Annotated in this window: 10 protein-coding genes; 7 read left to right on the top strand and 3 right to left on the bottom strand. The window is 55.8% G+C overall.

The window, feature by feature from the left end:
- Positions 1–102 precede the first annotated feature (102 nt).
- The 4 genes from KUV22_RS03130 to cysB all read left to right on the top strand — a co-directional run bounded on the left by KUV22_RS03130 (position 103) and on the right by cysB (position 5,437).
- Positions 103–2,466 (top strand): TonB-dependent receptor, encoded by a 2,364-nt coding sequence (locus tag KUV22_RS03130; RefSeq protein ID WP_222228295.1) that lies wholly within the window; start codon positions 103–105, stop codon positions 2,464–2,466.
- Between the two features lie 115 nt (positions 2,467–2,581).
- Positions 2,582–3,268, top strand: a complete 687-nt coding sequence (locus KUV22_RS03125) for a TetR/AcrR family transcriptional regulator (protein ID WP_222228293.1) — start codon at positions 2,582–2,584, stop codon at positions 3,266–3,268.
- Between the two features lie 9 nt (positions 3,269–3,277).
- Positions 3,278–4,204: a 5'-nucleotidase gene (locus KUV22_RS03120; protein ID WP_222228291.1), complete on the top strand. Its 927-nt coding sequence runs from the start codon at positions 3,278–3,280 to the stop codon at positions 4,202–4,204.
- Between the two features lie 258 nt (positions 4,205–4,462).
- Positions 4,463–5,437 carry an HTH-type transcriptional regulator CysB gene (gene cysB / locus KUV22_RS03115; protein WP_222228289.1) on the top strand — a complete coding sequence of 325 codons (975 nt, stop codon included), beginning with the start codon at positions 4,463–4,465 and terminating at the stop codon, positions 5,435–5,437.
- Between the two features lie 53 nt (positions 5,438–5,490).
- Here the strand turns inward: cysB and KUV22_RS03110 are convergent, their stop codons facing one another.
- The 3 genes from KUV22_RS03110 to ppsR form a co-directional block, all read right to left on the bottom strand.
- The gene (locus tag KUV22_RS03110; RefSeq protein WP_222228287.1) at positions 5,491–5,772 is read right to left on the bottom strand and encodes a hypothetical protein; all 282 of its coding nucleotides are present in this window, start codon (positions 5,770–5,772) and stop codon (positions 5,491–5,493) included.
- A gap of 163 nt (positions 5,773–5,935) precedes the next feature.
- A complete protein-coding gene (gene pabB, locus KUV22_RS03105; protein WP_261319083.1) occupies positions 5,936–7,270 on the bottom strand; it encodes an aminodeoxychorismate synthase component I in 1,335 nt (444 codons plus the stop codon).
- A 186-nt stretch (positions 7,271–7,456) separates the two neighbouring features.
- The gene (ppsR, locus tag KUV22_RS03100) at positions 7,457–8,341 is read right to left on the bottom strand and encodes a posphoenolpyruvate synthetase regulatory kinase/phosphorylase PpsR (protein ID WP_222228283.1); all 885 of its coding nucleotides are present in this window, start codon (positions 8,339–8,341) and stop codon (positions 7,457–7,459) included.
- 287 nt (positions 8,342–8,628) lie between these two features.
- Here ppsR and ppsA point away from each other — a divergent pair, with 287 nt between their 5' ends.
- The 3 genes from ppsA (at position 8,629) to rraA (ending at position 12,760) form a co-directional block, all read left to right on the top strand.
- A complete protein-coding gene (ppsA, locus tag KUV22_RS03095; protein ID WP_222228281.1) occupies positions 8,629–10,998 on the top strand; it encodes a phosphoenolpyruvate synthase in 2,370 nt (789 codons plus the stop codon).
- Between the two features lie 371 nt (positions 10,999–11,369).
- Positions 11,370–12,053 carry a L,D-transpeptidase family protein gene (locus KUV22_RS03090; protein WP_261319082.1) on the top strand — a complete coding sequence of 228 codons (684 nt, stop codon included), beginning with the start codon at positions 11,370–11,372 and terminating at the stop codon, positions 12,051–12,053.
- A gap of 218 nt (positions 12,054–12,271) precedes the next feature.
- A complete protein-coding gene (rraA, locus tag KUV22_RS03085) occupies positions 12,272–12,760 on the top strand; it encodes a ribonuclease E activity regulator RraA (RefSeq protein WP_222228279.1) in 489 nt (162 codons plus the stop codon).
- Position 12,761: the final 1 nt, after the last annotated feature.

The following is a 12,761-nucleotide window of genomic DNA, read 5'->3' as shown; positions in this document are numbered from 1 at the left end:
TCGGTTTATGAAATAACAGACCGATCAGTTTACAAGCACTGGGTCCGTCCGAGCGGTATCTATGGGCACAAACCCGACAAAAATAACCCACGGGGAGTAACGATGACGCTATCAGACCGGTCTTTCATGGCCAAAAAGAACCTGCTTTCCTCTACCATCGGCGCAGTAGTTTTCACTGTCGGTGCCGGCGCGGTGGCCGCAGAGATTGAAGAAGTAACGGTAACTGCACAGATGCGTGCAGAGTCCCTGAAAGACGTTCCCGCAGCGGTCACCGCATTCACTGGCGAAACCGTTAAGAACAGCAACCTGAGCGACTTTAAGGACTTGTTTGCCCTTACCCCGGGCATCTCCGGCGAGACCAACGACTCCTACTTTGACTCCGTCTCCGTGCGCGGTGTCAACAACAACAGCTTCGGTAGCGGAAGTGATCCGGCGCTGGGTATTTTCCTCGACGGTGTGTACCAGAGCCGCACCGGTGCCACTCCAAGCATGTATGACCTCGAGCGCGTGGAAGTGATCAAGGGCCCGCAGGGCACCCTGTTCGGCCGCAATACCGCTTCCGGTGCTATCTCCATGGTTTCCAAGAAGCCTGGTGAAGCCTTTGCTGGCGATATCTCCGTGGGTGCCGGCCAGTACGGTCGCACCGAACTGGAAGGTGGTGTCGATGTTCCGGTAACCGAAGACTTTTCCGTGCGTATCGCCGGTAAGCACTTCTCTGAAGACGGTCACGTTAAGAACCTCACTACCGGTAGCGACCTGGGCGCCAGCGAGCTGAACGCCGCGCGTATCACCGCGGTATACGAAGCCTCCGAGGCCACCACGGTGACCCTGCTGGCGCAGTACGAAGACCGCGAGAGCGATGGCTCCATTTATCGCGCCTTCGACAACGATGCCGGTTACAACTACGACATTCCGGAAGGTGCCTACGACGAGGTGTACAACGACGTGGATGGTCTCGACAAGTCTGAGATCGCCGACGTGGTCCTCACCGTGGAGCACGAGCTCGCCGGTGGTAACACCCTCACTTCCATTACCGGTTACAAGTCCCACAACTACTCCTACCGCGAGGACTTCGACGGTACCCCGTACCCGATCGATACCTATACCCGCGAGCAGACTGGCGATTTCTTCAGCCAGGAATTCCGTATCGCTTCCAACAGCAGCGGTCCGTTCAATTATGTTCTGGGTGCTTCCTACTACCAGGAAGAAGTGGATGCGGATTTTGCCGGTATCGATAACGAAGACTTCATCTGTGACGGTATCTACGCGGACGAGTGGGAAGAGGGCCTCGACAGTTTTGTAACCTGTGATGCACTGCCGCAGGACGTGCTCGATGAAGCCTTTGGCTTCGAAGGCGAGCCGTGGGAGTACGCCACCGACAACCTGTCCATCGAAGCCGCCGACACCCTCGGTGACTACAAGGGCTGGGGTGTATTTGCCAACACCACCTTCGATATCACCGAAGCAACCACGCTTGGCCTGGGTGTGCGTTACACCGAAGACCAGAAGACCTACACCGTAGTTTCTCCGTGGCCGGAAACCTGGACTGGTGGCTGGAACTACCAGGCCATGTATACCGATGAGGATGGTATTACCGGAGACAACACCTGGAGCAACGTGTCCGGCCGTGCAACCCTGACCCACGAGCTGAGCGACGAGCTGACCACCTACGCCAGCGTTGCAACCGGCTACAAGTCCGGTGGTTTCGACTACCTGTCCTACAACATTACCGACCCGGCGTACGGCGACACCTACGAGAGCCAGGCTGACTGGCTGTGGGAGCAGGGTTACGAGGTCAACGCCGGCAACGCCGAGCCGAGCAAGTTCGACGAGGAAACCGTGCTGTCCTACGAGCTGGGTGTGAAAGCTCGCTTGCTGGACAACCGCCTGGCCCTGAACGCCGCCGCGTTCCAGTACACCTATGAAGACATGCAGCAGGCATTCTGGGTAGGTGCGGCAGCGATCACCCGCAACGTGGGTGAATCTGAAGGTCGCGGCCTGGAAGTGGACGCGCGCTGGCTGATCACCGACAACCTGGATCTGTACTTCGGTGCAGCACTGCTCGACACCGAGTTCAATGGTGCGCCGGAAGAACTGTGTGATGCGTGTAACGGCAACGAGATGGCCTTCTCTCCGAAGTTCTCCTCCGCCACCGTGCTGACGTACACCCAGGCAACCGGCTTCGGTGAGCTGTCTTATTCCAGTGAATACACCTACACCGGTGAACAGTGGTCCGAGCTGGAAAACACCGAAGCGGTGAAGCTGGATGCCCGCAACGTGGTGAACCTGCGTGTAGCCCTGACTTCTCCGGCAGAGAACTGGACCGCTGGTATCTACGCCGAGAACGTGACCGGCGAAGAGTTCTACCACTGGGGTTACGCAGATGCGCTGTATAACCTGCCGGCCACCAAGACCGATCCCTCGCGTGGTCGCGTTGTTGGGGTCAACATGGATTACCGCTTCTAATCGATTCCATTCGCGTCTCACAGGATGGGAATAAAAGGTCGGCAGAAATGCCGGCCTTTTTTTTGGTGAGTGGTTTGGCTAATTGTGTTAAAAAGCACGTTCAGTAGCAGGGAAGATGGAAGTGTCCAGCTCAGACAATCAACGCCGTAGAAACCAGTTGTCACCGCGCCGAGAGCCCGTTCAGGCGAGGGCACGCGAGCGCGCCCGTCAGATTCTGGACACCACCGGCTATTTGCTCGAACGGGTCGGCCTGAACGACCTCACTACCATTCTGATCGCCAAGGAGCTTGGTGTTTCCGTTGGTTCCGTATATCACTACTTTCCCAATAAGCATGCGATCCTCTATGCGATGGGAGAGCAGTGGCTCGCCAGCCTTACCGAGCGTCTGAACGAGCTCGCTGCAAGCCACCTCGAACGTCTCAGCCTGCGTGAATTCCTCGACGAACTCTTGTCCCGTTGGCTATCCGTGTACCGCGAACAGCGCGGTCTGTTGCCGTTGGTTCAGGCCATGTGGGGCGTACCGGAACTGCATGAGCTGGATGAGCGTCATGACGAGCTGGTAATCAATCATCTGATGCGGATGTTTAGTCGACTCGGCTTTACCTGTCCGCCAAACGAGTCTAATCGCCTGGCGCGCGCCACGCTGGAAACCTGCCATGCCATGCTGCTGGTTGTGGTGAATCAGGCGGGTGTCCGTTCGGAGCGGACCCGCGAAGACTTACTTAACATGCTGATGGTTCTGCTTGAGCCGCATCGTAACGATGAACGGCCATCGGGCCTCGACGATATTGAGGCTCCGTAGGGAGTTCAAATGACCAGCGCACAGCACCCGACAGGAAAATCCCATCCCAATCGTTTGATCATCGCGATTTCATCGCGGGTATTGTTTGACCTGCGCGAGAGTCATCAGATTTTCGAAGAGCAGGGCGTAGAGGCGTTTTCGGCCTACCAGATTGACCGGGAAAACGATATTTTGCCGAAAGGTGAGGCGTTTTCTCTCGTGGAAAAATTTCTGCAAATCAACGAGCGGCTGCCCGGTGAGCCCAGGGTTGAGGTGATACTGCTATCCCGCAACAGTGCTGATACCGGCCTGCGCGTGTTTAATTCGATTGAACACTACGGGTTAAGCATAAGCCGTGCGGCGTTTTGTAATGGCGGCAGTCCCTATCGCTATATCTCTCCGTTTGGCTGTCACCTTTTCCTGTCGACCGATGGTGAAGATGTCCGCAGAGCGCTGGAGCAGGGCGTTGCCGCGGCGACGTTGATCCCGGGCGGCGCACGCCAGCGTGGCGATGAGGTACTGCGCTTTGCGTTTGATGGCGATGCGGTGTTGTTTTCCGACGAGGCCGAGCAAATCTTCAAGCGCGATGGCCTCGACGCGTTTACCAATGCAGAGCGTGCATCTGCGAAAAAACCCTTACAGGGCGGCCCGTTCAAGGGCTTCCTAGAGGCGCTGCAACAGCTGCAGGCCGAATTCGATCCCGAGGATTGTCCAATCCGCACCGCGCTTGTCACCGCGCGTTCCGCGCCCGCACATGAGCGGGTGATTCGCACACTGCGGGCATGGAATATTCGAATTGATGAGTCCATGTTTCTTGGTGGCCTACCCAAGGGAGAGTTCCTGCGGGCGTTCGGTGCCGATGTATTTTTCGACGATCAGCCGGTGCACTGCGCTTCCGCTGGTGCCCATGTCGCCACCGGGCATGTACCGCACGGTATCGCCAATCAGGGCAAATAGCGCGTCAGCCGACACCTTGGTCTTCCCGGGTGCCCAGAAATCACACGAATTTCACTTGCCTTCGGTCACCTTTCGTAACCATTTGTTCACTTTTTCCCTAGCCTTATCACGATTAGTTGGCTCCTCATCACTTTCACTGCTATGCTTTTCGCGCATATAGTTGCACAGTTTTTATAACCATTTACTGGCGCAAAAAAGATCACATTACCGCTGATCGGATAGTGCCGGAGACCGAAAGGGCAGGCAGGGAGAGAGGCTATGAAGCTGCAGCAGTTGCGATATATCTGGGAGGTGGCGCACCATGACCTCAACGTGTCGGCCACCGCGCAAAGCCTGTTTACGTCCCAGCCCGGCATCAGTAAACAGATACGTTTGCTCGAAGACGAACTCGGTGTAGAGATTTTTGCGCGTAGCGGCAAACACCTCACCCGTGTGACCCCGGCAGGGGAAGCCATCCTCAAAACCGCCGGCGAGATTATGCGCAAGGTGGAAAATATTAAGCAGGTGGCGCAGGAATTCAGTAATGACAAGCGCGGCAGCCTTGCCATTGCCACCACCCATACCCAGGCACGTTACGCGCTGCCGACCGTTATTAAAGGCTTTATCTCCCGCTACCCCGAAGTTGCCCTGCATATGCATCAGGGAACGCCAATGCAAATTTCCGAAATGGCTGCAGACGGCACTGCGGATTTTGCCATCGCCACCGAGGCCCTGGAGCTGTTCAGTGATCTGGTGATGATGCCGGTGTACCGCTGGAACCGCTGTATTCTGGTGCCCAAGGGCCATGAGCTCGCGCAGGTATCCAAGCTGACGCTGGAAGAGGTGGCCAAGTACCCGATCGTGACTTATGTATTCGGGTTTACCGGTCGATCCAAGCTGGACGAGGCGTTTCTCGAGAAGGGGTTGTCACCCAAAGTGGTGTTCACCGCAGCGGATGCCGACGTCATTAAAACCTATGTGCGCCTCGGCCTAGGCATTGGGATTGTCGCGGATATGGCGGCGGTTGAGGATGAGGATAGTGACCTTGTCGCGCTGGATGCCAGTGATCTGTTTGAATCGAGCGTGACGAAAATTGGCTTCCGCAAAGGGATTTTCCTGCGCGGCTTTATGTACGAGTTCTTCCAGCAGTTCGCACCGCATCTTACCCGGGAGCTTGTTGATCAAGCGGCGCAGGCATCCTCCCGTGCGGAGGTGGATGAACTGTTTTCACATATTGATTTGCCGGTTTACTAAGTCGTAAAGCTTGGCGCGGCGACACCGGCAATGGGTCGCCGCAACAATCGCAATCAGGCTGCCAGTTTGGCCAACACTTCCTTCGCAAACTTGAAGTACACCGTGTAGACCTCCGGTTCCTTGCCTTCCTCTTCCACCACGAAAAATGGCGCTCGCTGGACATTCAGCTTTTGGGCCAGCGCCATACCGGCACTTTCTGGGTCACGCTCATCGGCAATCAACGTTTCGTCCAGAAACTTTTCCTGGTCGTTTTCCTTGAGCTTTTGCTCAACGTCGCGGCATTTCCCACATGGGGAGCCATCCGCAAGAATTTTCTTTACCAGCGTAATACGCATGAAACACAGCCTTATTGTGTAGGGCTGTCGCCTCGGCATGCTCGTTGACGCGTTCCGGGGACAGCTCAAATCCAGTGAATCTAATGATTGGCGCGGAATCTAGCAAAGAAGAGAAACAGTGGGAAATATCGAAGGGCGATAGATCTATAACCGGTGGCGGTAATCAGGAAAAGCGGTCTTCCAATGTGTCGAGCAAGATACGCACCTTGTCCAGACACTCGCGATGTTCGGCCGCAGGATCTGAGTCCGCAACAATCCCGCCACCGGCGGCACAACTGATCTTGCCATTGCTTGCGGTAAGGGTACGAATGGCAATATTCGTGTCCGCGCGCCCACAGCTGCTGAGATAACCAATGCTGCCGCAGTAGGCACCACGGGGGCTGTCCTCGAGTTCGCGAATAATCTGCATGGCGCGGCGCTTGGGGGCACCGGTAATTGAGCCACCGGGGAAGCATGCTGCGAGCACGTCAGAGTACTCGATGTCCTGCGGCAGCTGCCCGTTGATGGTGCTCACCAGGTGATGCACGTTGGCAAAACTCTGCAGCTCGAACAGGTTTGGCACCCGCACGCTGCCGCGCTCACAGACTTTGCCAAAGTCATTTCGCAGCAGGTCCACAATCATCAGATTCTCGGCGCGGTCTTTGGGGCTGTCCCGCAATTGTTGCGCCAGTGCCGCATCTTCGGCGGGGGTCTCTCCACGCGGTACCGTTCCTTTGATGGGTTCCGTCTGCAGGAAGCGGCCGTCAGCCAGGATAAAGCGTTCGGGCGAAAGGCTAAGCAACTGACCTTCGGGAAGAGAGAGGTACGCCGAAAATGGTCCTGCGGCGACTTCCCGTAACGCCAGATACGCGGTTAGCGGGTCGCCCTCGCAGGTGGCATGAAAGCGTTGGGTGAAGTTAGCCTGATAGATGTCACCGGCACGGATGTAATCGAGGATCGATTCGATACGTCGTGCGTATTCCCCTGCGTCATATTCATGCTGGAATGGTGTCGTGAGCCTGAACGAATCGAGATTTGGCGCAGGCTTTTCCCAGTCAACGGCTTCAAAGCGCTGTTGCAGGTCCTGTTTTTGGTAGCGCGTACACGCGGGATGGAAAACCAGATGGCTTGCGCGCAACTGGTGGTCGACGATCAGCGCCCAGCTGTACAGGCCAAATGCACCTGCCGGCAAGGGGGTTGGCCGCAGATCCGGCCGCAAGAAATTACAGTTGTTACCCAGCTCGTAGCCGGCAAAGCCGATGGCGCCGCCACAGAAGGGGATTTGCTGGTCCACTTCCTGTGGCGCCAGTTCGCAGAGCAAATCATCCAGTGCCGTGAAGGGGGCCGGGTCGTCTGCATTCAGAGTCAGCGATGCGATGGGATCCGCGCTAATAATGTCAAACCGTCCGCCACTGGCGCGGGGTTGCCCCGAATCCAGCCAGACCGGGCAGGGCAGGTCACCAAGCGCAGCGAAGGCGGCGCCGAGATTTCGGGAATAGGGCAGGGAAATGATCTGCAAAACGTCAACCAAACTTCCGGGCGGGTTTACCGCGCAGGTTTCTCTCAGGCAATAGGCGTAGCCTTTTGGGCGGCGCTACTTTACTCCAATTTGCCCGCTGAGCCTATCGAAACGCCACCACAGGGTGTTGCGACAGGTAGTAATACGCTGCGTTAGCTGAGTCCGTTCACTGGGCACTATGAAAATCTAGCTGATTCTGCGCTCAATTCCCGCCTGCGACATCAGTCGGGTCGCGAGCTCTTCCACCGACAGCTCTGTCGCATCGAGGTAGGGTATCTGTGCGCGCCGCAGCATTTGCTCAACCTGGCGCACTTCAAATTCGCACTGCTCAGGGGACGCGTAACGGCTGTTGGCGCGCCGTTCCTGGCGGATGCTCATCAGGCGGCGGGGGTCGATGGTGAGGCCGAAGAGTTTGTGTTGATAGGGGCGCAGGATTTTCGGCAGGGAGGTGGAGTCCATGTCCTCCTCGGTGATCGGATAGTTTGCTGCACGCAACCCGAACTGCAGGGCAAGATACAGGCACGTGGGTGTCTTGCCCGAGCGCGATACGCCAACGAGGATCACGTCTGCACTTTCAAATTCTCGCGTGCGGCGGCCATCGTCATTATCCATGGCGAAGTGCACGGCCTCCATGCGCGCGCTATAGCGGCTGTCGTTGGAAATGCCGTGGGAAACGCCTACCGTGCGCGCCGGGTTTGTTCCGAACAGGTTTGCCAGCGGCGCTAGATAACTTTCAAAGACATCCAGCATCAGTGCAGAGCTTTCGTGCAACTGGTTGCGTATCTGGTCTGAGACAATACTGGTAATGATGATCGGCTGCAGGCCGGACTCCTCGGCGGCACGCTCTATACGCTGCAACACCTGTTTCACTCGCGCCTCTGAGTCCACGTAGGGGACGGTAACTTGCTCAACATGCTGGTCGCGAAACTGTGCAAGCAGGCTGTGGCCAATACCCTCTACCGTAAGACCGGTACCATCTGAAATAAAAAACGCTGTACGTTTTTTAGTGCTACCCGTTACTGCGCTCTGCGCCTGAATAGCAGATGCATGGCTCGGTGTGGAATCCGTCATAATTTTGTCTTTGCAAATACATTGATTGCGATCCCGAAGCTACTCGCAAATTTTCTGCTTTAGGCAGAACGGCTTCGGCCGCCTGTTTATCCAATCATACAACAGTCAATCGACGCTGTGCTTTATGCATACACATACTTGATGTAGTCGAATTCCGATTGCATGCGCGTACTTTGTAGAAAAATTACAACAAATATTGGCGATTTTCAGTGGTATTTGCGGGGTATTATTTACAAAACCCTTCCTTATAATTTGCCGCCAGAAACGCAGTCTTAGAGGACAGATCATTGACCACTTATACTCTCGATTTCGCGAAACTCGGCATGGCGGACGTCGACAAGGTTGGCGGAAAGAATGCCTCTCTTGGTGAAATGATCTCCTCATTGTCTGGGGCTGGTGTGAGTGTGCCTGGCGGTTTCGCCACCACTGCGGAGGCATTTCGTGAATTCCTGAGCGGCGCGAACCTGGACACACGTATTGCTGAGCGCCTGCAGAACCTGGATGTGGATGATGTCACCGCACTGGCCGCTGCGGGTGAAGAGATACGCCAGTGGCTGCTAGACACGCCATTCCCCGCACAGCTTGAAAAAGAGATCCGCGAAGGTTACGAGGCTCTGGGCGGCGGCGAGACGGCTGTAGCGGTACGCTCCTCGGCGACTGCCGAAGATTTGCCGGACGCTTCGTTCGCCGGCCAGCAGGAGACGTTCCTGAACATCCGCGGTATTGAGTCCGTACTGCAGGCGGTGCGCGAAGTATTCGCCTCTCTGTACAACGACCGCGCTATTGCCTATCGCGTACACACTGGCTATGCGGATGTCGGCGTATATCTCTCCGCGGGCATCCAGCACATGGTGCGTAGTGAAACCGGCGCTTCCGGCGTAATGTTCACCCTCGATACCGAAAGTGGATTCCGCGATGTCATCTTTGTCACCGCCGCCTACGGCCTGGGTGAGACAGTGGTGCAGGGTGCGGTGAACCCGGACGAGTTCTACCTGTACAAACCGGCGCTGGAAGCGGGCCGCCCGGCGATTTTGCGCCGAAACCGGGGCAGTAAGGCCATCAAAATGGTCTATGACGCCAGCGGTGACTGTGGCCGTTCGGTCAAAACCGTGCAAGTGGATGAGGAAGACCGCCTGCGTTTTGCCCTGAATGATGAAGAACTCACGGAGCTGGCCAATCAGGCGCGCAAGATTGAAGCGCATTACCAGCGTCCGATGGATATTGAGTGGGCGAAGGACGGCGACAGCGGCAAGCTGTTTATCGTGCAGGCGCGTCCGGAGACCGTGCGCTCGCGCGACACGGGTACCAGCATCGAGCGCTACAAGCTCCAGGAACGCAGTGAAGTACTGTGTGAGGGGCGTGCCATTGGCCAGCGCATTGGTGCGGGCCCTGTGCGGGTACTGGACTCGGTTGAAGACATGGCGCAAATGCAAGACGGCGACGTCTTGGTCACCGACATGACGGACCCGGATTGGGAACCAGTGCTGAAGAAGGCCAGTGCCATCGTCACCAATCGTGGTGGCCGTACTTGCCACGCGGCAATCATTGCGCGCGAACTGGGTATCCCGGCGGTTGTTGGTTGTGGTGACGCCACCGAAAAGCTGTCCACTGGCACGCCCGTTACCGTGACCTGTGCCGAAGGCGATACGGGTTTCGTGATGTCCGGGCAATTGGATTTCGAGCGCTCGCTCACCGAAGTCGCGGATATGCCCGACCTGCCGTTCAAAATCATGCTGAATGTGGGCAACCCGGACCGCGCATTTGCGTTTAGCAATCTACCGAACCAGGGCGTTGGTCTCGCGCGCCTGGAGTTCATTTTGAACCGGATGATCGGTATCCACCCACGCGCACTGCTGGAGCTGGACCGCCTGCCGCAGGAATTGCAGCACACCATCCGCAATCGCATTGGCGGTTACGCATCCCCGGAAGACTTTATTGTCGAAAAACTGGTGGAAGGCATCTCCACTCTCGCCGCCGCATTTGCACCCAATCGCACCATCGTGCGCCTCTCGGACTTCAAGTCCAATGAATATGCGCACCTGGTGGGTGGCCAGATGTACGAGCCGAGCGAAGAAAACCCGATGCTGGGCTTCCGCGGTGCTGCACGTTACCGCTCCAAGGATTTCCGCCAGTGTTTTGCGCTCGAGTGTAAGGCGCTGAAGAAGGTCCGTGACGAGATGGGCCTTACCAATGTGGAAATCATGGTGCCGTTCGTCCGCACACCGGACGAGGCTCGCCAGGTCATCGAGCTGCTGGAACAGAACGGTCTCAAGCGCGGTGAGAATGGGCTGAAAGTCATCATGATGTGTGAACTTCCTTCAAATGCCTTGCTGGCGGAGGATTTTCTGCAGTACTTCGATGGTTTCTCCATTGGCTCCAATGACCTGACCCAGTTGACCCTCGGCTTGGACCGCGACTCCGGACTGGTCGCGGAGCTGTTTGATGAGCGTGACCCGGCGGTAAAAATGTTGTTGTCCCGTGCGATTCAGGCTTGTAAAAAGGCGGGTAAATACGTCGGTATCTGTGGCCAGGGCCCGTCAGATCACAAAGATTTTGCGCAGTGGCTGATGGACGAAGGTATTGACAGCGTATCCCTTAACCCGGACACCGCGGTTGATACCTGGCTGTACCTCGCCAACCAGAGCGATACCCCGTAAGCATTCCCGCAGCTTTTGTGCGGCTGTTTGCGTACTGATTGGGAAATTTCAAGCAAAGCGCCTTTTTTAAGGCGCTTTTTTGTTATTTGCCGTTAGGAAAATGTTCTCTGCTAATGGCTACTTTTGAAGATAGTGGGTGTGGTCATTTCACCGCTTAGGCCTTGTGGAAATACAGGTGCGAGACTAAGTGAATTGCCAAATTCCATAAAACTGCTATACGCCCGATAAAATCAATCTAAGCACACAATTTCACATCAATAGAATCGAAAGAGTTCTCACATAAGTGTCATTTGTGACCGTGAGAGCGGTTAATCCAAATCTGCCTATTCGAAGCAGAAGCCAACGATTCAAGTTCTGACTGAGGTGTGATCATGCTTAGACATTTTCAATTCTCTCCCGACGACGATCCAGTAACCCATTCAAACAGCCAGCGAAGTAGCCAGTACCTGCTTGACCAATCGGGAGGGGATGTGAGTGTCGCCGACGGCGTATCAATTGCTTCCCGCCGGTTTATTGCCACGGTCATGCTTCTCGTTGGTGGCTTGGTTGGTACGCTCTGGCCTTCCTTTGCCGAAGCCAACCGCGGAGGCAACTGGTTTGACGATACTGCGGCGATGAATTCTTCCGGCGCGCCCTCCATACGTATTAACCTGAGTGAGCAGAAAGCCTATTTCTACAAAGGCGGTCGTTTGGTGGGTTCATCATTCATTTCGTCTGGCAAGAAAGGTTTTCGTACCGGTACCGGTAAATTCCGGGTGCTGGCGAAACGTCCCAACCACCGTTCCAGCATTTATGGCAGCTATGTAGATCGCAATACCGGACGTGTAGTGAGAGCGGATGTTGATACGCGCAAACATCGTCGTCCTGCGGGTACCTACTATCGCGGTGCGAAGATGAACCACTACATTCGCTTCAATGGTGGTATCGGTCTGCATGCGTCTGGCCATGTACCGCGCTATCCTGCCTCACACGGCTGTGTACGTATGCCTCCGCATATGGCACGCAAGTTCTACCAGTATTCTCGTGTAGGTATGCCGGTGACTGTGACTTATTAATAGCGAGTTATCGGTAAGGTTTGGCAGCCTGCGCCCGAGCCTGACATTCGATGGCAGCGCTTCGGGAATCGGCAGGCCCTGTTGCCGGGTATTATCCATTGCGGTGATACCCGGCATTTTTGTGTGTGCAATGCAGAAGCCTCTACATAGCGGTTATGATGTTGTACAAGCGGCCGGGTAATCGGCACGGCTATACAGTTTCATTTTCGGAGCGCACCATGACCAGTAATCACATTTCGACCCCCGACCTTTGCGATGAATTTCCTGAACTGATTCAGGTAGTAGAGCCGGGCTTTATCAACTTTGGCGGGCGTGAAACCTTCGGCGGTACGATCACCACAATTAAATGCTTTGAAGACAATTCGCTCGTGCGTGACCTGGTGGCAGAAGAGGGCGCAGGTCGCGTATTGGTCGTGGACGCAGGTGGCTCAATGCGGCGCGCATGTCTTGGCGATATGCTGGCGGAAAAGGCCTTTGATAATAATTGGGAAGGTATCCTGATGTATGGCTGCATCCGTGACGTAGATGAAATTTCTCAACTACAGTTAGGAGTGCAGGCGCTGGGAAGTCACCCCATGAAGACCGAAAAGAAAGGCATCGGCGAACGCGATGTTGCTGTGACTTTTGGCGGCGTTACCTTTAATCCCGGAGAGTATTTATACGCTGACAATAACGGTGTGATAGTTTCCCCAAAACCATTGATGTAAC

This window comes from Microbulbifer agarilyticus, from assembly GCF_019800665.1.
In the GTDB taxonomy this organism is placed as follows: Bacteria; Pseudomonadota; Gammaproteobacteria; order Pseudomonadales; family Cellvibrionaceae; genus Microbulbifer; species Microbulbifer agarilyticus_C.
The sequence above is the reverse complement of the archived record's forward strand: the minus strand, read 5'-3'. Positions and strand labels throughout refer to the sequence as shown.